Origin of the sequence: Fictibacillus sp. 5RED26, assembly GCF_015903895.1 — a bacterium.
In the GTDB taxonomy this organism is placed as follows: Bacteria; Bacillota; Bacilli; order Bacillales; family Fictibacillaceae; genus Fictibacillus; species Fictibacillus phosphorivorans.
This window is the reverse complement of sequence record NZ_JACZDU010000001.1, coordinates 118799-139014: the sequence shown is the minus strand read 5'-3', so window position 1 is coordinate 139014 and position 20216 is coordinate 118799. Positions and strand designations below refer to the sequence as shown.

21 protein-coding genes are annotated in these 20216 nt (G+C 39.7%); 8 read left to right on the top strand and 13 right to left on the bottom strand.

The window, feature by feature from the left end; all coding sequences use genetic code 11:
• Positions 1-73: 73 nt before the first annotated feature.
• From hemY to IHV10_RS00760, 4 genes are all read right to left on the bottom strand, one after another.
• Positions 74-1480 (bottom strand): protoporphyrinogen oxidase, encoded by a 1407-nt coding sequence (hemY, locus tag IHV10_RS00775; RefSeq protein WP_197126880.1) that lies wholly within the window; start codon positions 1478-1480, stop codon positions 74-76.
• A 5-nt stretch (positions 1481-1485) separates the two neighbouring features.
• Positions 1486-2427 carry a ferrochelatase gene (gene hemH / locus IHV10_RS00770; protein ID WP_197126879.1) on the bottom strand — a complete coding sequence of 314 codons (942 nt, stop codon included), beginning with the start codon at positions 2425-2427 and terminating at the stop codon, positions 1486-1488.
• Between the two features lie 6 nt (positions 2428-2433).
• The gene (hemE, locus tag IHV10_RS00765; RefSeq protein ID WP_137790805.1) at positions 2434-3462 is read right to left on the bottom strand and encodes a uroporphyrinogen decarboxylase; all 1029 of its coding nucleotides are present in this window, start codon (positions 3460-3462) and stop codon (positions 2434-2436) included.
• A 451-nt stretch (positions 3463-3913) separates the two neighbouring features.
• Positions 3914-6142, bottom strand: coding sequence for a transglycosylase domain-containing protein (locus IHV10_RS00760; RefSeq protein ID WP_197126878.1), 2229 nt, complete (start codon positions 6140-6142; stop codon positions 3914-3916).
• Positions 6143-6298: 156 nt separating this feature from the next.
• On the opposite strand from IHV10_RS00760, the gene IHV10_RS00755 reads away from it, so the two are divergent.
• On the top strand, positions 6299-6790 hold the full coding sequence (locus tag IHV10_RS00755) for an antibiotic biosynthesis monooxygenase family protein (RefSeq protein WP_197126877.1): 492 nt from the start codon (positions 6299-6301) through the stop codon (positions 6788-6790).
• On the top strand, positions 6787-7701 hold the full coding sequence (locus IHV10_RS00750) for a diacylglycerol/lipid kinase family protein (protein ID WP_197126876.1): 915 nt from the start codon (positions 6787-6789) through the stop codon (positions 7699-7701). Before IHV10_RS00755 ends, IHV10_RS00750 begins: the two co-directional genes overlap by 4 nt.
• Here the strand turns inward: IHV10_RS00750 and IHV10_RS00745 are convergent.
• Positions 7679-8386 carry a phosphatase PAP2 family protein gene (locus tag IHV10_RS00745; protein ID WP_197126875.1) on the bottom strand — a complete coding sequence of 236 codons (708 nt, stop codon included), beginning with the start codon at positions 8384-8386 and terminating at the stop codon, positions 7679-7681. The two genes, IHV10_RS00750 and IHV10_RS00745, sit on opposite strands and share 23 nt — an antisense overlap.
• Positions 8387-8686: 300 nt before the next feature.
• On the bottom strand, positions 8687-9004 hold the full coding sequence (locus tag IHV10_RS00740) for a DUF3243 domain-containing protein (RefSeq protein ID WP_066399706.1): 318 nt from the start codon (positions 9002-9004) through the stop codon (positions 8687-8689).
• A gap of 218 nt (positions 9005-9222) precedes the next feature.
• Between IHV10_RS00740 and IHV10_RS00735 the strand changes: the two genes are divergently transcribed.
• Positions 9223-9654 (top strand): ferritin-like domain-containing protein, encoded by a 432-nt coding sequence (locus IHV10_RS00735; RefSeq protein ID WP_066391396.1) that lies wholly within the window; start codon positions 9223-9225, stop codon positions 9652-9654.
• A gap of 32 nt (positions 9655-9686) precedes the next feature.
• Here IHV10_RS00735 and IHV10_RS00730 read toward each other — a convergent pair whose 3' ends face one another.
• The 5 genes from IHV10_RS00730 to IHV10_RS00710 form a co-directional block, all read right to left on the bottom strand.
• Positions 9687-10457, bottom strand: coding sequence for an EcsC family protein (locus IHV10_RS00730; RefSeq protein ID WP_197126874.1), 771 nt, complete (start codon positions 10455-10457; stop codon positions 9687-9689).
• A 72-nt stretch (positions 10458-10529) separates the two neighbouring features.
• Positions 10530-11900, bottom strand: a complete 1371-nt coding sequence (locus IHV10_RS00725; RefSeq protein WP_197126873.1) for an FAD-binding oxidoreductase — start codon at positions 11898-11900, stop codon at positions 10530-10532.
• Positions 11901-12377: 477 nt separating this feature from the next.
• Positions 12378-13595, bottom strand: a complete 1218-nt coding sequence (locus IHV10_RS00720) for an ABC transporter permease (RefSeq protein WP_197126872.1) — start codon at positions 13593-13595, stop codon at positions 12378-12380.
• Positions 13592-14335, bottom strand: coding sequence for an ABC transporter ATP-binding protein (locus IHV10_RS00715; RefSeq protein ID WP_197126871.1), 744 nt, complete (start codon positions 14333-14335; stop codon positions 13592-13594). Before IHV10_RS00715 ends, IHV10_RS00720 begins: the two co-directional genes overlap by 4 nt.
• Before the next feature lie 63 nt (positions 14336-14398).
• Positions 14399-14935 (bottom strand): PCYCGC motif-containing (lipo)protein, encoded by a 537-nt coding sequence (locus tag IHV10_RS00710; RefSeq protein ID WP_312035184.1) that lies wholly within the window; start codon positions 14933-14935, stop codon positions 14399-14401.
• A 606-nt stretch (positions 14936-15541) separates the two neighbouring features.
• Here IHV10_RS00710 and IHV10_RS00705 point away from each other — a divergent pair.
• From IHV10_RS00705 to IHV10_RS00695, 3 genes are all read left to right on the top strand, one after another.
• Entirely contained in the window at positions 15542-15970 is a 429-nt protein-coding gene (locus IHV10_RS00705) for an HIT family protein (protein WP_231618092.1), read from the top strand.
• 293 nt (positions 15971-16263) lie between these two features.
• The gene (serC, locus tag IHV10_RS00700; RefSeq protein ID WP_197126869.1) at positions 16264-17343 is read left to right on the top strand and encodes a 3-phosphoserine/phosphohydroxythreonine transaminase; all 1080 of its coding nucleotides are present in this window, start codon (positions 16264-16266) and stop codon (positions 17341-17343) included.
• Positions 17344-17460: 117 nt separating this feature from the next.
• The gene (locus tag IHV10_RS00695; RefSeq protein WP_197126868.1) at positions 17461-17979 is read left to right on the top strand and encodes a tryptophan transporter; all 519 of its coding nucleotides are present in this window, start codon (positions 17461-17463) and stop codon (positions 17977-17979) included.
• A 37-nt stretch (positions 17980-18016) separates the two neighbouring features.
• On the opposite strand, the gene IHV10_RS00690 is transcribed toward IHV10_RS00695, so the two are convergent.
• Positions 18017-18442, bottom strand: coding sequence for a YkvA family protein (locus IHV10_RS00690; RefSeq protein WP_197126867.1), 426 nt, complete (start codon positions 18440-18442; stop codon positions 18017-18019).
• A 361-nt stretch (positions 18443-18803) separates the two neighbouring features.
• Here IHV10_RS00690 and IHV10_RS00685 point away from each other — a divergent pair, with 361 nt between their 5' ends.
• Positions 18804-19085, top strand: a complete 282-nt coding sequence (locus IHV10_RS00685) for a YtxH domain-containing protein (RefSeq protein WP_197126866.1) — start codon at positions 18804-18806, stop codon at positions 19083-19085.
• 211 nt (positions 19086-19296) lie between these two features.
• Positions 19297-19878 carry an HTH-type transcriptional regulator Hpr gene (locus IHV10_RS00680; RefSeq protein ID WP_066391382.1) on the top strand — a complete coding sequence of 194 codons (582 nt, stop codon included), beginning with the start codon at positions 19297-19299 and terminating at the stop codon, positions 19876-19878.
• Here IHV10_RS00680 and IHV10_RS00675 read toward each other — a convergent pair.
• Complete coding sequence (locus tag IHV10_RS00675) at positions 19869-20210, bottom strand: DUF1878 family protein (protein ID WP_137790539.1); 342 nt, start codon at positions 20208-20210, stop codon at positions 19869-19871. The genes IHV10_RS00680 and IHV10_RS00675 overlap by 10 nt on opposite strands.
• Between the last annotated feature and the right edge of the window lie 6 nt (positions 20211-20216).

Sequence of the window (20216 nt, the reverse complement as noted above, 5' to 3'; positions counted from 1 at the left end):
ATCCATTTGTCGTTTAATTCTTAACATATTTATTATTTTTTTGTTTAAATTGAAGTTTTCACGTCCAAAATCATTATCGGCCGAACAAAGAATCAACAGCCATTTTTGCTGAATTCACGCAATCTGGCAATCCCACACCATCATACGGAGCTCCGGCTAGTTTCACGCCAGGCAACTCATTTTGAAACGCAGTTCTGAGCTTTTCTACATACTCTTTATGCCCGACTTCATATTGTGGCATCGAATCAATCATACGAGAAACATGGTAGAATTCCGGACGGCTATCTACACCCATGATTCTCTTCAAATCATCCAATACTTTTTCTAAAATAACTTCATCTGGTTGTTGAACGATGTCTTGATCTTCTGCACGTCCTACATAACAACGAAGGACCACTTTACCTTGTGGAGTCGTATGCGGCCACTTTCGGCTCGTCCACGTACACGCCGTTATGGATGTCTTTTCACTTTTAGCAATCACAAACCCTGTCCCATCAAGACTGAAGTTCACGTCTGCCTCATTAAAACTCATCGCAACCGTTGCTACTGAAGTTGGCTTCGTGTCGTGAAAACCAGCAGGAAACAGAGATTCACCGAAAAGTTTTTTCGTAACAGGATAAGGTGTAGTAACAATAACTTGATCACCGTTCATAACCGAGCCATCTTCCATCACCACAGAATATGTCCCGTCTACTAAACGCTCGACAGCTTTAACGTGAACACCTGTTTTTATGCTTTCTTTTGGCACTGCGTTAGACAGAGCTTCAATGAAAGAAGATAGTCCCCCTTTGAGTGTTAAAAAAGCACCTTTTTTCTTTTTCGTATTCAGCGTTTTCTCTTGTTTAGGCTGCGTCTTTTTCATTCCTAAGATTAAACTTCTATATTTCTTTTCCGTTTCCACAAATTGAGGAAACGTAGATTGCAGGCTAAGTCGATCGATCCTTCCAGCATAAATCCCGGATAACAAGGGTTCGATCAGTCGATCAACCACTTCATCACCAAGACGTCTTCTAAAAAAATGGCCAACCGAAACATCTTGTTGTGCATCTTTTCGTTTAGGAAGGACAAGATCTAACCCCGCTCTTGCCTTTCCAGTGATAGAGAATAAAGGTGTCGTCGCAAACGGCATCACTTTAGTCGGGATCCCCATCACTGCTCCTTCTGGAATAGGATGAAGCCTCATATTATGCAAAATATAAGCTTGACCCGTTTCATTAGAAACTAAATCGTCGCCTAGGCCAACATCTTTAACCAGTTCTGTCATTACTGTTTTTCTAGCAAGATAGGAATCTGGCCCACGCTCTAGCACAAAACCATCTTCTTTAATCGTATCGATCTTGCCGCCAAGACGGTTGCTCGCTTCGACCACTGTAAATGCTATCGGATCCCCTGTTTCTTTTGCATATTTCTGAACATAAAAGGCAGCGGCTAAACCTGTTATGCCGCCGCCCAATATAATAACGTGCTTTCGCTCGCTCATTTCTTTCACATTCTTTCTTTTGCTAGTGCATTTTCAATGACCGTTGCCAAACAATCGATAAATTCCGGCTTTGCGTTAGGCATCTCAGGACGATAGTAATTCACGCCCAACTCATCTGTAACAACTTTACACTCATAATCGTTGTCATACAGAACTTCCAGATGATCCGCCACAAAACCTACAGGACAATAGATAAAATGTTTATAAGCATGCTCGTTATAAAGATCTCTAGTTAAATCCTGAACGTCTGGTCCGATCCACGGTTCAGGCGTGTTCCCAGCACTCTGCCACCCGATCGTATAATGAGGAACATCCGCCTCTTTCGCGATAAGATCAGCTGTTTCCTGAAGCTGCGTCGGATACGGATCTCCCATTTGAAGAATCTTTTCTGGCAGACTGTGTGCGGAGAAGATCACAACGGTTTTGTCATGCTCGTTCTCAGGGATGGCATTAAACGTTTGTTTAATTCCGTCCGACCAAAATTGTACATACTTCGGCTCATCATACCAGCTGTCGATCGTCGTAAATGATGGTCCACCAATTTTTGCAGACTCTTCCACAGCACGTCCGTTGTACGATTTAACACTGAACGTCGAGTAGTGAGGAGCAAGGACAAGCGTTACTGCTTCTTCAATTCCATCTTCCTTCATCTTTTGCACAGCATCTTCAATAAAAGGATCAATATGCTTCAGACCAAGATAGCTTTTAAACTCACGATCTGGGTAACGATGATTCATCTCAGCTTCAATTTTTTGCGCTTGCTCTTCTGTAATCTTAGCAAGTGGTGAGATTCCACCGATCTGTTCGTAGCGTTCCGTAAGTTCTTGCAGCTGTTCAGGAGAAGGCTTACGTCCTCTTCTAATGTGTGTGTAATAGCTTTCTACTTCATCCAGACTTCTTGGCGTTCCGTACGCCATAATTAATAGACCTGTTTTCTTGTTACTCACTCTTTATCACCCTAGTTTTTTAGACGTATATTCATGAACAAAGGTGGTCAACTGCTTTAATGTTGCAATGTTTACTTCAGGGAAAATGCCTTTTCCGACATTGAAGATAAAGCCTGGTTCTTCCATACCTTCATCCAAAATTTCTTTTGTTCGTGCTTCAATTACTTCCCATGGCGCCAATAGAATGGAAGGATCCAAGTTTCCTTGCAGCGCCTTTGTCACACCCATCTGACGCGCTTCTCTCGGAGATAATCTCCAATCAAGTCCGATCACATCGATCGGAAGCTCGTTCCACTCCATGATTAAGTGTCTTGCACCTGTTCCGTATAGAATCAACGGAACATTTTCTTCTCTTAGTGATGAGAAGATCTTGTACATGACAGGCTGAATGTATTTTCTGTAATCAGCTGCATTTAATGCGCCGACCCATGAATCAAAAATTTGAAACGCTTGTGCGCCAGCAGCAATCTGTGCCTTTGCATAAGCGATCGTCATATCGCCTAGCTTGTCCATCAGCATGAACCAGCTTTCAGGATCAGAATACATTAACTGCTTAGTTTTATGATAATCGCGGGATGGCCCACCTTCAACCATATAGCTCGCAAGTGTAAATGGTGCACCTGCAAACGTGATTAGCGGAACTTCTAACTGTTGTCTTAAAATTTTGATCGTATCCAAAACATACGGTACGTCTTTCTCAGGATTGATCGTCCCTAAACGCTCTACATCTTCTCGCGTTCGTACAGGCTTATCAATCACGGGTCCGATTCCTGATTTAATCTCTACATCTACTCCAATCGCTGGTACAGGAGACATAATGTCTTTATAAAGAATCGCAGCATCCACTCCGTGTTGATCTACAGGGAGCTTCGTAACGCCAGCGCACATCTCTGGTCTATGTGTGATTTCAAATAGTGAATACTTCTCTTTCAATTTACGGTACTCTGGCTGGGAACGGCCCGCCTGTCTCATGTACCATACAGGAATATGTGAATTTTTCTCCTTACGACACGCTTTCAAAAACTCTTCATTCATAGTCAAAACGTACACACCTTTCTATACAAGACCAAAAGCTGCAGCACTATTGTTATCTCCTAGCTGCTGAAACTTAAAACCTTTAACGTCAATATCCATACACATTGTAAGGGAATTCATAATAAAAGTATAGAAGATAAGCTTAATTGTCATGATTTTGGCAAAATGGATGTTCACTGGATGTTGAAAGCCTTTACAGGTGCATGCTGCTATACATGTATGAGATGTGTAAATGATGGATTGAGTCTAGCGGCGCATTGATTAAGTCAAAAGAGGCCACAATTAAGTCGAAATGAGCATCCATTAAGCCTAAACACGCCACAATTAAGTCGAAAATGAAAAATATAGGCTTTCCGACACAGTTCGACTCCGCCCCCCTCCCTCCCTCTACTTCCAAATTCCAAACACTCACCAAAAAAAGAAGACGGCCACCTTGGCCACCTTCCACCGTTCATTCATCATTTTTCTTCTTTTTCTTTTTCTTCTCTTTTTCACGATCTTTACGAATCTTATCTCTTACTTCTTTTTTATCTTCCTCACCAAAAATCGGGAAAAGAGAAATCGACACCACATTTGATGGCTCTCCTTCTTGTTTAGTAAGAGGATTATATGGAACAACATAGAAGTCTGGCAGCGTGAAGAGATTCTTTCCAGAAGCACTATATTCTCCTTTGCCTTTTATCGTATCTAAAAGTGTTGTTTCTCCTTCATTCACGGCATAAACCTTATATTGCAGACGCTCGTCTTTTGAAGGAGTCCAGTTCAGTTTAACCGAAGGAATCCCATAGTCTCCCATACCAAATGAAGCACGAAGGTCGTTTAACTCGATGAGCTCGATTGGCGGTGCTAAATCTTTTACTCCGTCAGGTTTTTTAAACGTGAGACCTTGTTGCGACGGCATTTCGTTAATCACTTGTTTAAATAGGAGAGTAGGTAAAGAACTGCCGCTGTTTAAATACGATTCTTTTGTTGTTCGATCATAACCGACCCACACAGCACCGATTACTTCTGGTGTATACCCGACAAACCATGTATCTTTGTTTCCTTTTTCTACGTTTGGATAGTTTGTGGTACCCGTCTTTCCTGCGATCTCCATATTCTCTCTTCCATCAGATCCTGTTCCGTTCTTCACGACCTGCTGAAGCATACGTGTCATGTACCATGCGTTCTGCTTTTTCCAAACTTTCTTTTCTACCTGTTTTGCTTTCCCAATCAGATCTCCTTCGTTGTTATAGATCTTACTGATTACAAAAGGCTCGATCGTCTTACCCTCATGAAGGAAACTACGATATCCTTTTACCATTTGCAATGGTGTTACCCCTTGATTGATGCCGCCGAGCGCGATTCCGAGTCCTTTGTCCTCAATCGGCATACCGAGCTGTTCGAGGTAACTTTTCGAATCAGATATTCCGTTCTTGTTCAACAGCCATACTGCCGATGAATTTACAGAGTGTGAAATGGCGTCCACCATGGAAACTTCACCATCGTACCTACCGTTATAATTCTTAGGTTCATAACCGTCATAGCTAAGTTCTTCATCACGCAGCATAGAATAGGGTTTGTATTTTTCGGATTCCAGAGCAGGACCATACACAGATAACGGCTTGAACGTTGAACCAGGCTGACGATTCACCTCTACCCGATTCAGCCCCTCTGTTACATAATTTCGTCCCCCTTGAACAGCGAGCAAACCACCTGTTTTCCCATCCATCAAAACCATAGCGCCCTCAGGTTTCTCCTGACCAGTACCTACAAAATAACGACCGTCTTGAAAGCTTTTATAAACAGAATCTTGTGCTGCCAAATTCATAGGTACAACGATTTTATAACCGCCTTGTCGCAGCTCTTCTCTTGAAAGCTGGTACTTTTCTTTTGCTTCTTTTATGACCATATCAATATACGTTGTATAAGCTGGATTTCGTTTTTCTTGCTGAAAATCTAGAGCGATCGTTTTACCTTGCGCTCTGACCGTTTCAGAAGGGGTCAAATAATCTTGCTTCTCCATGAGTGTAAGAACAAGATCACGGCGCTCTTTCGCTTCCTTAGGATTCTTTAATGGAGAATAATAGTTTGGTGCTTTAGGAAGACCGGCAAGCATCGCCCCCTCTGCTACAGTTAATTCGCTAACATCCTTATTAAAATACGTTTTAGCTGCGAGTTGGATGCCGTATGAGCCATGACCGAAATAGATTTGGTTCAAATACATCTCCAAAATTTTATCTTTCGGGTATCTTCTTTCCAGATTGATTGCAATTACAGCTTCTTTTGTTTTTCTTAGCCATGATTTCTCATGAGACAAAAAAACATTCTTTGCTAGCTGCTGAGTAATCGTACTGCCGCCTTCGACTTTTCCACCAGCTAGAATATCTTTATAGATAGCACGCGAAATCGCTTTTACATCAATTCCATTGTGTTTATAAAAACGGCTATCTTCAACCGCAACAAATGCTTCCTGCACATGTTTTGGGATGTCCTCAATGTCGACGATCTCTCGATTTTCATCGTAGATCTTCGTAATTTTATCTCCGTTCTCGGCAACAAGGACAGTAGCTGAATCCATAACAAGATCTTTTTCATCGATCACATAATCTCCAGCTAAGATAATGAAGAGATAGGCAAAAAAACCTATTATAAGTGAACCCGTTAAAATACCGAGTACGATAAGACTTCTCTTTACCATAACCAACCCTCATTTCATTCTAGGTCGAAAAGTACATTTTATATAATTTTCCCTTAGTTGGAAAGTATATTACAAACATCCAACTTCTTACACTGTTTAATGTGCTGAACGGTTGGGTAAAACAAAGGTAAATCAATAAAAAGGGCAGGGATTCCTATGAACATATATATTACTTATGGGACTTTAGACTATTTAGCGACATATCAAGAAAAATACGATGGAGCTCTCCTGCTTGAAGGTGACTCTAATTCTGCTTTAGTAATCGAAACAGATAGAGAAAACCCATTTACCGAAAAACATGAGTACGAAGTGATAAACCAAAGAGGATCTTTAAGTGGAGCTGGCTTTGTTGTTATGAATCACATCCCGGTATCAGAAGAAGGAAGATCTCTTTTTGAAGAACGATTCCAAAACCGTGCTGGGCTTGTTGAGAGTGAACCAGGCTTTAGTGGCATACGTATTCTTCGACCTCTTCACCAAGATCCTTATATCGTTATGACACTTTGGAAATCACATGCTGATTTTACAAATTGGCAACAATCCAATGCCTATGAGGAAGCACACAAAAATAGAGGCACTTCAAAAGGCTTGCCAGAAACACTCTTTACAGGAAAATCATTTGTTAAAGAATACATGGTAGCCAAATGACTATAAATCCATCAACAATAAAAAGAGCATCTGTTATATTAAATCCTTCCGCCGGACAAGGTAGGTTGCTTAATCAGTGGAACGCCGTGCTCGAACAGCTGAAAAATGGTTTCGAAGACGTTCAAGTTTATGAGACAACCGCTCCTGGGGAAGGTGCTTCCTTTGTTAAAGAGCTGCAAGGAAAGACTGATCTCATCATTGCTGCTGGCGGTGACGGCACGGTACATGAAATTGCAGATGCTGTACTGTCTTTAACAGAGAATCAGCCAGCTTTCGGAATCTTACCAGGTGGAACGTGCAATGATTTTTCTAGAGCGCTAGGCATGAATCAAAATCCTGTAAAAGCCGCGGAACAGCTTAGTGAAAAAAAGTTTCGTAACATTGACGTTGGAGAGTTTAATGGACATTTCTTTACAAATTTCTGGGGTGTTGGATTGATCACACATGTCTCCGAATCCATCGACCCAGATACAAAAGAAAAATTCGGACGTCTTTCTTATTATTTATCTGCGGCAAAATCATTTCAAACATGGGAACCCTTTGATATCTCCATCTCATCTAAGGAGTTCCAATTTGATGGACAAGCTGCCATGTTTCTTGCTGTGAACGGGCCCTTTACCGGTGGTATCCGTCCCTTCTTTCCGGATACTGATATACAAGACGGTAAGCTCGATTGTTTGCTGATCGAAGAGCCTTCCACTTCGTTTATTTGGGACGTCCTTTTGAACCGTTTATCCGATACTTCAAAAGAAGGACAAGGGTATCATTATTTTCAAAGCTCAGAGATAAGCATAAAAACAGCTCCCCAACAGCTTATTGACTGTGATGGAGAGCGACAACATCGTACACCTTCAGTTGTTAAATGTTTACAAAATCAACTACTCACACTTACTGGGGATGTTTCCTTTTAAAAAAAGGAAGCGTCCTTTTTTGATAGGCTCTTATCGATTCACGTCCACCTATACATAGCAGAAGCCAAACGGTTCCAGCACTAAATCCAGCTACTATGTCGGACGGATAATGAACGCCTAAGTAGACACGGCTAAAACCAATAAGAAGAATCGTTGATATAAACCCGACCGTAAGAATAATTTTAAGAGGCTTCCCTCTTCTGCTTCTTACGACCAAGTAACCAAGGAAACCATAATAAATAAGACTTCCCATGGCATGCCCGCTCGGATAACTGAAGCCTTGCTCGACAATCAAGCTATCTTCTGGTCGTATTCTTCCAAACCAATGTTTTAGTCCAAGGTTTAAAAGACCTCCACCAGCAACTGCAATTAAATAGAAAATCGCACCCCAATAATTCTTACGTTTTACGATAAGCCAGATCAAACTTCCTACTAATAAGGTGGTTAGAATGTCTTTAGATCCGAAAAACGTAATCACTTTCATCACTTCAGTTAATCTGTCGCTTCTAATATCGGTTACATATTGGATGATCACTTGATCAAACTCAAATACCTCATTTTCCATTAAGTCTTCTGACAACTCAAAAAACACGTTTAATGATAAAAAAGAAAGACCTAATCCGCTTATGATATATATAAGAGGAAGGATCGGAAAGGGTAGTTTATTGGCCAGTTCTCGTAACATAAAGATTCTCCTCAATATCATTTTTTCTCTTTTTTTAACTCTTATTAAAGCTAAGTTTTCACTCTTTTATCGTTGAATAAACCACTTTAAAACATTGTCGTTTTTTTAAGGGTCTTTGTAAACGGTCATTGAGGTGAATTTATTGACGTTTTAGCAAACTTTATTGGTTTTACAAGCTGTATATACCGACTTCCTTCCATACATTACGAAACATCACACTTCAACCAAATGTGTAGACTACTTCTAAATAATGGTGTAATAAAAAAAGCCGCTCAAAGATGAGCAGCTTTTACATGTATACTATTTAACAAGCTTAACTAACATATGAGCCAGCTTATGACGCTCTTCTTGCTCTCCAACTTTCCATAGTTCTTTTAAGAGGTTCTCTTCTGAGTTACGAGGCTCCTCATGGTTAGCTAAGTAATCTGCTACTTTCTCTGCAGTTTTTGCAAGTGTTTCTTCGCTCATGCCCATTTTTTCGCCAATTTGCACTTTCCCATGCAAGTAGCTCTTAAACTCTTCAAAGTTTGATAAGATCTCGTCTTTTTTGCTCTCGCTCATTCGGCTTGCTGTTTCTTCAACCTTACTTGTGTCAACATTACGCTCTTCATCAACCATGTGTCTGCTATCCATTTTTGTTACCTCCTTAGAATTTTGTATCACTTTTGTTCAATATTTGTTTCACGCATAGTAGTCTTTTACCGATTTTACCAATCCCTAAACCTCATTCTGCAGTTCCTGTTTTTTTTTAGTTCATCTATCCTATAAATTTGGTTTATGGTAAAGGGAAAAGGGGAAGGATATCTCTGTAGAACAAGATTCAGGAGGTTATACAAATGGAAAAAGACTTACAAGCACTAATCGATGGACTAAATGAGGATCTTGCAAACGAGTACTCAGCAATCATTATGTACAACCATAATGCAGCTACGGTTTCTGGTTTGTACCGTCAAATCCTAAAACCTTTCTTCCAAAGTGAAATTGCTGATGAGCAAGGACATGCTCTTTATTTAGCAGAAAAGATCAAAACGCTTGGAGGTACACCGACTACTCAACCAAAACCGGTTAAACAAGTAGAGAGTGTGCGTGAAATGTTAGAAGAAGCTAGAAACGCTGAGGAAGATACGATCAGACGTTACGAGGAACGTAAAGAGCAAGCATCCAACCTAAAACTAACTGAACTTGTCGTTCAATTAGAAGATATGATTGCTGATGAGACGAAGCATAAAGAAGAAATGGACCGCCTATTAAGCGACAGCCGCTTCTAAATCCTCATATAATTATTACAAGCACCCGCCATTTAATGCGGGTGCTTGTTGTTTATGATCCTCTTCTTTTTTTCATCTGTTAACAACCGCCACCTGAAGCAATTTTTTGCCACTTGACCTAAATCATCGAGAAAATGATAATTCGCATATGCACCGACAATCGCCCCTAGACCTGGGACCATCTGTAGCATTTTTATGAGGTCGATATGATCTCGGTAATCTTGTTGTAGTTCTTGCCAATTCATTTGGTTGATCGACTCAGGAGATTCAGGAAATTCTTGAACCGTCTCTTTCCATGAGACTACTCTTTGAAATGCCTCTTCTCGCTTGTGCGGATCAGCAAAAGCAAGTCGAAATACATGAAGAATAAAGATTCGTTCTTTGTAGTCCTTAACATCCAATCCATAAATACTTGCTGCTTCAAACAGAAACTTCATTTTTATACCTAGCAATAAAGGAAAATCAGCAATGCCGAGGAAAATCCCCCCAGCACCTGTTCCCGCTCCTTCTATTGCTGCTGTTTTTTTGTAAAAAGAGAGTCGATCTTCAAATTTAAAATCACGCTCTCGTAGATCTGCTGTAAACTTAATCGTTTTTTTAGTCGTATATTCAGAACCGATTAAAGTGGCTTTGATCATATGTTTCATACTTGATGTTATAACATCATGCACTTTTTGTGGAATTTTCTCATTGATCTTCGTTTGAAGAGATTTCGTTGTTTTGTTCCAAAGTGAGGGCCGTTTGCACATTTCTGTTTCCCATTTTTTTAGTTCTTCCATTACATTTTCTTCATACGTTTTCATCATCTACCTCCTTTCATAATACGTTTGTATTTAGATCTAAGTTTCGCTATTTTGCCCTCACGATTTGAAAGCTTACTTAATAGGATCTGCAGTCGGAATGCCTAATGGGAACTTAAACACATTTTCAGGATCGTATTTTGTTTTCACCTCAATTAAACGAGGCAAGTTAACAAAGTAACATTGTCCAAGCCAGTTCTTAATACAATTATCATGAAAATTCACATAAGCTCCATCCGCATAAGGAAGTAGAGAATTTCTTAAGCTCTCCACCCATCGCGTATTTACGCTAGCTTCATTTTCGTTCTGCCACTTCGTAATATATAACAAGCTGAATAATGCTTCTCTATGAACATAAGCCGTTTCAGTAGGTCCTGTACAAGCTGCTTTTCCAGCTAGGGCTTGCAACTGCACTTTGTTCTCAATACTAGGTGAGTTTGATAGATATTCTTTAAGCTTTTTTATCGCTCTAATCGGTAACTGCTGTTTCGCAAACGCACCTGTATTCTTAAACGGATGTGCATCAGGATCCCCATGGTTAACAGCGTACTCCATCATACCCGGCATCATCCCTCCAAATATCTTAACGGCATCGATATAAGGCACCTTCTTCACTTCAACTACTTTAGGTGGATATGCGATTAAAAGGGGCTTTAAAAGCTTTTTCAGTTCATCCGTTGTGCCAAGAAATTCACCTAAAGCACGCAGCTCACCAATGTCTTTTGTTAAGAGATCAATAATGGCTGTTAATCTATCGTCTGTGTACGGAGCCCATTTTTGCCATGAATCCACGACTTTTTCAAATCCTTTAAAGTCCCAAGTAATTTTAAAGATGGCAACATCATCGACTGGAACAACTCGAAAACGAAAGGATGTAACCACACCAAAGTTTCCACCCCCACCGCCTCTTGATGCCCAAAATAAATCAGCGTTCTTATGTTTATTGGCTATGATAATCTTTCCGTTTGCATCTACCATCTCAAGCTCCAGAAGCTGATCGATCAGCATACCATAAGGACGAGTTAACATCCCCCACCCTCCACCAAGTGTTAAGCCTGAGAGTCCTACTGATGGACAAGTACCTCCTGGAATCGTGAAACCTGCTTCATACAGTTTTTCGTATAGTGGAAAAAGCAATGCGCCCGCACCAAGTACGGCCGTTTTTGTTTTGCGATCCACTTTTACTTCATTCATATCGCTGATGTCTATCACTAAACCTCCATCTAATGATGAATAAGCTTCATAACTATGCCTTCCTGTACGGATCCGAAACTTAATATTCTTCTTTCTTGCCCAACGGATCGCGTTTGAAACATCCTTAGTAGTTGCACAAAAATTGATAATCAAAGGAAATAAGTTAAAACGAGTATTAAACTCTTCACGTGCCAGATCATAGTCAGGACTTCCAGGTGTGACAATCCTTCCTGTTAATCCATAAGTATTCATGAGCCCCGCTCCCTTCCATAAAACTTATATGCATAAGCTATGAAAGATGCCCAAAATTTGTTTACAAACTTGGAAGTCGTTGATTTCCATGTCTAGGATGCTCGCTATCCACGGGGCAAGCGGTGAGCCACATTCGTACGTTTCACTTTTTAAGTGTCTCACCTGTCTAGTTGCAGTGGCTAGCCCCTCGAGGTCAAAAGTTAAATGGTCCAGAAGGCATAGTGCGCCTTCAAAGCCCATTTACTTTTGCTGGTCGGGGCTGAACGAGCCACTTCCACTTTCCGGACTGCACGCCTTTTATATGTCCCTTACTCCTGCGTCTACAAGTTTATGCTACCGTAGTAAGCTTCCTCGTCGCATGCCTTGCGAGATGTATTTCAGGTGGTAGGCACGCACTTTCCACTCCAACCAACTGTCAAAGGAGACAAGCTTTTAGAAAAAATCGCTTTTTAAAAAAACTTCCCAGCCCGTAATGAGCTAGGAAGTCAACATGATATGTTTTTTTGTCATACTAGGCAGTCGAACTACACTATAAAGTATTGCTGCGACAGGCATAAGAATGGCGATCATCCAGTCCCCAGTAAGCAACACATAGAAAATACCATAGAATACACCTTGTATGATCAGCAAGTTTTTCAGCCAATTTTGAAAAGCTTTTACTCTTGTATCTTGTTTGATCGGATAGATCATGAATATAACATTCCATCTGTACTGCGTATAAAGTGTGAACAATTGCAGTGCAAACATCTGAAAAAACAAGAACACTACGATTAATTGCCACCAACCTGCAGGAATTAAATACATGAACAGAAAGCCGATTAAAATCAATCGCACATACAAGCCAAGGTAATCCCCTGAACGCACAAATGTCTTCATATACAAAGCAGAAAGTGCATTTTTCTTTTTAAAGGAGAAAGATGCTACGCTGTTAAACAACGGTCGCTTATGTACGGTCTGCTTGAGCGCAGGTACATCCGTAAAATAATTGACCATTCGGTACCCTTTCATTTTTAATGCTTGTTCTTCCGCTAATAGCATTTCCCACTGATAACCATGCTGCTTTTTAAAGACACCGAAAACAAAGTTCTTTAGTACGTACATGATCGCAAAAATAGCGATCAAAAAGAGGTAAGCTTCATTAAAGAGCAGATACGCATATACAAAGTTTACAATGAACCTCATGATTTTATAGTTCGTTTGATGACTCTTGTAAGGCAACCTTCTTTCTTCCCACGATACATATATGTTAAATACTTTTGCAGCGATCAAAAAGAATCCAAATGTGACATACATCTTCCATCCATCATGAACAAACACCTGGACGATCGGCCATAGCAGCGTAAAAATGAATAGGGTAAAAAAAGAGCCAGTTGCTGTAGCTGAAGAAATGGCTTTTGAAAAATATTGTTTCATGCCTGATTCTACAGGCAATAAAAATACAAGATCGCCTTCTTTTAACAACGTACGGATCGGACTTTTGGTCAACCAGAACGAAAAAACAATCGTTAGAATAAAGACGGCAGGAAAATTCTCAGGAAGTGCTTGCAGAAGCTTAGCATAATACACACTGCCGATGACGATGAGCAAAATTAAGGAAACAATGAGTCCGCTGTTAGCCATTAAACTAAAGTATTTCAGTGTTTGCGTAACATGAGCATTGCGCCGTTTTGTCCATAATTTTTTTACATCAATCATGTTACTTTACCTCTTGCTACATAAAGGTAGATATCATCTAACGTCGCATTCTCTAACCCGCTTCTCACACGTAATTCTTCTAATGTCCCGCTTAGAACCAGCCTTCCTTCATGCATGATCAAAAAGCGGTCGCAATATCTTTCTGCCGTGGACAAGATATGAGTCGACATCAAGACGCCAGCACCGTTATTTTTAAATTTAACCATATACTCGAGAAAAGATTGAATGCCAAGCGGATCGAGCCCAACAAACGGTTCATCCACGATATAAAGCTTTGGTTCAACCAAAAGGGCACAAAGAATCATTACTTTTTGCTTCATCCCTTTGGAAAACTGACTCGGAAACCACTTGATCTTGTTATCCATGCGAAACTCTTCAAGCAATGGTCGAACTCGTGTTAAAAAAGTTTGTTCTTCTAATCCATATGCCATTGCTGTTAGTTCTAGATGTTCCCATAATGTTAGCTCTTCGTAGAGAATCGGCATCTCTGGTATGTAAGTAAACTGACTTCGATAATTTTCTGGTTCTTCCCTAAAGGTCTGCCCTTCGATTTTTGAAGTGCCTGACATGGGTTCCATAAGGCCGAGAACATGCTTTATAGTTGTACTTTTACCGGCTCCATTCAAACCGATCAATCCTACTATCTCATTTTCTTTCACCGTGAAATCTAAGTGATGAATAACAGGCTGATTAGGCAGATACCCCCCTGTTAAATCCGTAACTTCAAGGATTGGTTTCATACAATACCTCCTTTTGCAATCCAGCATTTTCATTATTGTTTGCCATTTTTCTTGTTTTACACCTTACGAAGCAGGCATCGGTGTGGGAGTTGGCTCTGCATAACCTTCTTTATATTTCTCATCAATCATCTTTCTGATCTCAAGAGGAGTCTTTCCATCTGCAGAAGCACTCATGCTTATCGCAGCGATTTCCAGACACGTCCCGCATTTTGTGCCATGATCATCCCATACAATTTTTCCATCTTCTTTGTTTTCGGCGACAAAGCAATCATAATTGTCTTTATGACCTGCAGAATCACCACATCCACAAAAACAAGGCATAGATTCAAGCAGTTCTTTATATTTAGGGGCTTCTGCATAAATTGCAGCAATCTCATCAGGTTGTTTATCTAAAAAGCCGGGCATTACATCTATCGAAGCTGTAAGTTCTTGAATATCACCGTTCGGCAGATGATTTTCATGTCCTTCATGCGAAGCCTGTTGTTTTCCCTGTGACTCCTCTTGGTGGTTTTTATGTTCATCATCTGATTTATTCCCGCAGCCTGTGATAAGGAAACAAACACCAAGAGTCATTGTTAATACAAGTTGTCTTTTTTTCACGGAGAATCCTCCTTTTTGTCATTCTTTCCTTATAATAGCTCAATTCCCGTTTCCTTTACCAATTTTATATGTATAACAAGTAAGACTTCATGGACAAGATATAAGAGAAGAAGGTATCCCCCCTTCTTCAGGGAGAAAGATGCAAGGTATTAGATTTTTTCAGATATGCTAAATTTTAAGGAGATGGTTCTCTTGGACTATTTAGTGCTTGAGCAATTACAAATTCTTACTATTGAGGTGCATGGCTAAAAAATCGTATTGTTTTGTTTTCGTGTTCTCCTTTCTTCTCTAACCTCTATAAGAAGAAGGGTTCTATTTTTGAATAGGACCCTTCTTTTTTATTGCCTGTTTTCGTAAATTTCGTTGCTTTCCGTTCCAGGTTGCTCGCTTTCCACGTGGCGTGGCGGTGAGCCTCTGACGCTACGCGCCATTAGGAGTCTCGCACTCTGCGCTCCAATCAACTTCAACTTGTCAATGAGAAAAAGAATAAACAATGAAAAGCAACTATCCTATAGGAAAGAGTCTTTTGATAAGGATAAAAAGAATACCATATTTTTTAGGTTGATCATGTGTGATATGATAAGTAAAAAAAATGAGGTGAGCCACTTGTCCCACGATTCAAACTGCATTTTTTGTAAAATTGTTGCGGGTGAAATTCCATCCTACAAAGTGTACGAAGACGAGAACGTTCTAGCCTTCTTAGATATCAGTCAGGTCACAAAAGGACATACGCTGATTATTCCTAAAGAGCACTCAACAGATATATTCGAACTGCCTGCAGAAACAGCAGCCAAACTTTATTCTGTCGTGCCTAAAATTGCCTCTGGAATTAAACAAACGTTTAATCCAATCGGCCTGAACATACTAAACAACAACGGTGAAGCTGCCGGACAGTCAGTTTTCCATTATCACATGCATTTTATCCCACGTTACGGTCAAGGTGACGGTTTTGGAGCAGTCTGGAAAACACAGGATACCCCTGCCAACGAAATGACTGAAATGGCTCAACATATTAAAGAAAACGTTAAAAGCTAACGTTACATATTAAAACTGCCTTCTTTTAATCTGGGCAGTTTTTTCATATTCATTTTTTGTTTCGCAATATTCTAAAAGATCTTTGCTTATAAGACATCACTGAAATGTTGATTGGAGTGTAGGGTGTGAGACTCCTGCGGGACGAGCGGTCAGGTGAGACCCTTAATGGCGCAAAGCGGCAAGGGGCTCACCGGTCGCTCCGCGGAAAGCGAAGCACCTGGAACGGAAATCAACAACTTTCAAATGCTCTCAGAGTTTGCTAAAAACAGCGTTATTTTATAAGGAGGAGAACGATGACACGCATCTATTTTCAAGCAGGACCAACAACATTGCCTAAAGAGGTCATGCAGCAAGCAAAGGAAGAATGGGATGACTTTCTAGGTACTGGATTAAATATCATGGAACATAGCCACAGGGGTTCAGAATATGAAGGCATTCATGAGCAAGCAAAAACGCGCATGAAACGTTTACTCGATATACCAGATACACATGAAGTGTTGTTTTTACAAGGTGGAGCAAGTCTTCAATTTGCCATGATTCCGATGAATTTTATACAAGGTGGAAAGACCGCAAAATATGTACTTACCGGGTCTTGGTCTGAAAAAGCATATAAAGAAGCTCAAAAAATTGGGTCGTGTGAAGTAGTCATTACAGGTAAGGAGTCGGCGTATCGTACCCTTCCTGAGATGAATTATGTACCGAGTGAGAATGACGCTTACCTTCATATCACATCTAACAACACGATCTATGGTACACAATGGCGAGACTTGCAATCCTTCAAACATCAAAATCTTGTTGCCGACATGTCTAGTGATATTATGAGCAGACCTATTTCAGTTGAAGACTATGGATTGATCTACGCGGGTGCACAAAAGAACCTTGGACCTTCAGGAGTCACAGCAGTCATCATCCGCAAAGACCTGCTACAAGATAACAAATCTGTTCCATCGATCTTGTCGTATTCTGTTCATGCGAAGAATAATTCTCTTTATAATACTCCCCCTGTGTACTCCATCTATTTACTAAACCTTGTACTAGGTTGGGTAGAAAAGTCCGGTGGGGTCAAAGCAATGGAAAAGAGAAATCAAAATAAAGCTTGTGTCATCTACGACACGATTGATAAAAGTAAAGGCTTTTACAATGGCTTTGCAACACCAGAGTCACGTTCAAACATGAATATCACATTCACTCTTGCTAATGATGAACTGGAAAAGCAGTTTATTAAAGAAAGTGAAGAAAACGGGATTTATGGATTAAAAGGACATCGGTCGGTCGGTGGTTTCAGAGCATCAATCTATAATGCAGTTCCCCAAGAATCATGTGATAGCCTTGCACAGTTCATGATACAGTTTCAGGAAAAATACGGAAAGTAGTTCACAAACCTTTTCAGTTGTACGTACATCTGGTAACATAAAGGTACTTTCGCATTAGGCCAAGAGGGCACTATTGGAAAGAAATTAGGCTAAGAGTAGCTGAGGAGAGATGAGAAAATGAATACGAATACCAAATCATTAGCTTTAACATCTGTACTTATTGCATTAGGGTATGTGTTTCACACAGTCGTACCCCCATTATTTTTTGGAATGAAACCTGATTTATTACTCGTGATGATGTTTCTAGCCATTATGCTATCACCAACAAAACAAAACGTAATTATTGCAAGTATGGCAGCTGGTGTCATTTCAGCACTAACAACAGGTATGGCAGGCGGACAGATTGCCAATATCGTAGAAAAGCCCATTACAGCTTTTATCTTTTTGGCTTTGTTCTTACTAGCTAAGAAAGTTAAAGTAAACGCGATTAGCGCCGTTCTTCTAACGGTAGTCGGAACGATTATCAGTGGAACATTGTTCCTCATGGTGGCAATGATCGTCGCTGGATTACCTGGTACATTACTCAGCTTTATTGGAATGATCGTTGTACCAACAAGTATTGTTAGCGGTTTGATCATGTTCTTTATCTACCCGATCGCAGAACGATTATCTAAACGATCGAATTTAACAGCTTAATTATAATAGACAGTAATATAAAAAAAGCCAGCTCCTACTATGGAGTTGGCTTTACGTATTTATCCTCTTCTTCTTTTTCCTCTTCCCATGTTTGAAAAGCTGAAATCTCGGTTGATAACGTTGAAAAAATAAAAGCAAGGACAGTAGCATCATCCAATAGACCTGCTCCGATCAAAAAATCAGGAACTGCATCTATAGGACTAACAAAATACAGAAGACCCGCCACCACTAATACTAAAGATTTTTTAGAGACATCACGATAGTCGCCTCTTTTATATGATTTCACCATTCGAACTAACGCTTTTACTTGAGAGCCTAGGTTACTTAAGCCTTGTTTATCTGGTTGCGAACTTTTTTTCTCAGCTTCTGTAACGAGTTCACCTGTTTGAGTAGAACTTTCAAGCACAGCATTCGCTTTTTCCTTCATTTTATTAAAGTAGTTGCCGATTGTGTTTTGTTTCAACCCATATCCCTCCATTCTTTTTCTTATGTATACCCTCTTTTAAACCTCTTCGTCAATTATGAACCTTTTTTTACTTTTCATTTATTTTATATGATCTTTCTCCAAAGTCAGTCAAATATCTTCTGTTTTAGACAAGTATGACGTTTTTTTAATATGGCTCACATTGTATCGATATTTCTCTCGATTGCCTATCACATCAATGTTTTCAAATTTCGACTGTTCTTTTAAAGTAAGATTTTAGTTGTCCAAACATGACGAAATCTATCGGGAAATATTTTTATATTCGTCATTATTTTTCATAGGAATATAAGAGAAATTCACGAATTCATTAGATAATAAAAGAATGAGGAGGAATTATAAGATGTCTAAACAAAAATCCATGGTAGTAGGTTTCGCATTAGGTACGGTGGTTACAGCAGCAGCTACGTTACTTTCAACACCTAAAGCAGGTAAAGAGGTAAGAAAAGATCTTAAAGTAAATATGGATAAAATGAAATCTACATTCTCCAGCATCAAGCGTGATGGCATTCAGCTTAGAGCAAAGATCAGATTTGCTAATAAAGAAAAAGAAGAGGCACTACAAGAAACTGCTGCTTCGACAATTGAAGAAGCACCAGAGGAAATGGAACAAGAAATTAAATAATCTCGAAAAAATTCTCCCTTTTTGGAGAATTTTTTTTATCTTACTTACGAACGTGTGAGAACACTTACGTTAACACCATATCAGCTAAAAGTTATATAACTATTTTACTAAAAAATAAGGAAAAATTGAAAAATTTTACTTTCTTATTATAGGAAATACTGGCATAATGAGGAATAGGATGTGTTTTATAAGATGGAGGGGCATTTTAAAAATGAACAAAGATCAATTATATAGTTTTCAAGAAGCCATGATCTATAGTCACAAACTTTCACAGATTAGTAAAGCTTTATGGAAAAGTGTAGAAAAAGACTGGCAAAATTGGATTAAGGATTATGGTTTAAACATCAATGAACACCATATTCTTTGGATTGCTCATCATCTTGAGGGTGCATCAATCTCTGATATTGCAAAGTTTGGCGTTATGCACGTGTCCACTGCTTTTAACTTTTCAAAAAAGCTTGAAGAACAAGGCTATCTAACATTTTCTAAAAAAGAAGATGATAAGCGAAATACATATATTTGTCTAACACCTAAAGGTGAAGAGCTTTTACTTCAAACATTAAATACGTATGATCCTTCAAAATTTGGTGTTTTTAGTGCTTCTATGCCGATTAAAGAGTTGTTTGGAAGGTTCCCAGAGTTTCCTGAATTGATGTCGATCATCCGCAATTTATATGGCGATGACTTTATGTCAATTTTCAACAAACTCGAAGAAAAGATCGAAGCATCATTAGATGATCAGCCTGCATCACCCGTGATAGCAGCTGAGGAAATTGCCTCTTCTCATTCGTAACGTACCGATAACTCGTATAGTTTTTCCATCAAAGAAATATACTTTTCTTGTTGAAGCAATGCCGTTATCGTTTCTCTCGGGGAAAGCTTTGGTGTTAACATGCCTGCAAAATGCAACAGAAGCGGCGTGTAATGCACAAAGCCTTCTTCACTCTGCATTTCATACTTTCGTTGAAGCTCATCGCAAAGAAGGAAGACCTTATTCACTTCCTGCTCGGTGAGCTTTTTTTCCATGACTAGTCTAAAAAACGGATACGCTGTAAGATCGACACTCTCAATCGTTAGCTGATTATAAAATTCTAGTCGTTCTAGTCGTTCTTCCACCGTCTCCATACAAAA

Excerpts from the sequence above, each read along its gene's own strand:
- hemY (WP_197126880.1), bottom strand. The coding sequence starts at position 1,480 with ATGAGCGAGCGAAAGCACGTTATTATATTGGGCGGCGGCATAACAGGT.
- hemE (WP_137790805.1), bottom strand. The coding sequence starts at position 3,462 with ATGAATGAAGAGTTTTTGAAAGCGTGTCGTAAGGAGAAAAATTCACAT.
- IHV10_RS00760 (WP_197126878.1), bottom strand. The coding sequence starts at position 6,142 with ATGGTAAAGAGAAGTCTTATCGTACTCGGTATTTTAACGGGTTCACTT.
- IHV10_RS00755 (WP_197126877.1), top strand. The coding sequence starts at position 6,299 with ATGAACATATATATTACTTATGGGACTTTAGACTATTTAGCGACATAT.
- IHV10_RS00750 (WP_197126876.1), top strand. The coding sequence starts at position 6,787 with ATGACTATAAATCCATCAACAATAAAAAGAGCATCTGTTATATTAAAT.
- IHV10_RS00745 (WP_197126875.1), bottom strand. The coding sequence starts at position 8,386 with ATGTTACGAGAACTGGCCAATAAACTACCCTTTCCGATCCTTCCTCTT.
- IHV10_RS00740 (WP_066399706.1), bottom strand. The coding sequence starts at position 9,004 with ATGGTTGATGAAGAGCGTAATGTTGACACAAGTAAGGTTGAAGAAACA.
- IHV10_RS00735 (WP_066391396.1), top strand. The coding sequence starts at position 9,223 with ATGGAAAAAGACTTACAAGCACTAATCGATGGACTAAATGAGGATCTT.
- IHV10_RS00730 (WP_197126874.1), bottom strand. The coding sequence starts at position 10,457 with ATGAAAACGTATGAAGAAAATGTAATGGAAGAACTAAAAAAATGGGAA.
- IHV10_RS00725 (WP_197126873.1), bottom strand. The coding sequence starts at position 11,900 with ATGAATACTTATGGATTAACAGGAAGGATTGTCACACCTGGAAGTCCT.
- IHV10_RS00720 (WP_197126872.1), bottom strand. The coding sequence starts at position 13,595 with ATGATTGATGTAAAAAAATTATGGACAAAACGGCGCAATGCTCATGTT.
- IHV10_RS00715 (WP_197126871.1), bottom strand. The coding sequence starts at position 14,335 with ATGAAACCAATCCTTGAAGTTACGGATTTAACAGGGGGGTATCTGCCT.
- serC (WP_197126869.1), top strand. The coding sequence starts at position 16,264 with ATGACACGCATCTATTTTCAAGCAGGACCAACAACATTGCCTAAAGAG.
- IHV10_RS00695 (WP_197126868.1), top strand. The coding sequence starts at position 17,461 with ATGAATACGAATACCAAATCATTAGCTTTAACATCTGTACTTATTGCA.
- IHV10_RS00685 (WP_197126866.1), top strand. The coding sequence starts at position 18,804 with ATGTCTAAACAAAAATCCATGGTAGTAGGTTTCGCATTAGGTACGGTG.
- IHV10_RS00680 (WP_066391382.1), top strand. The coding sequence starts at position 19,297 with ATGAACAAAGATCAATTATATAGTTTTCAAGAAGCCATGATCTATAGT.
- IHV10_RS00675 (WP_137790539.1), bottom strand. The coding sequence starts at position 20,210 with ATGGAGACGGTGGAAGAACGACTAGAACGACTAGAATTTTATAATCAG.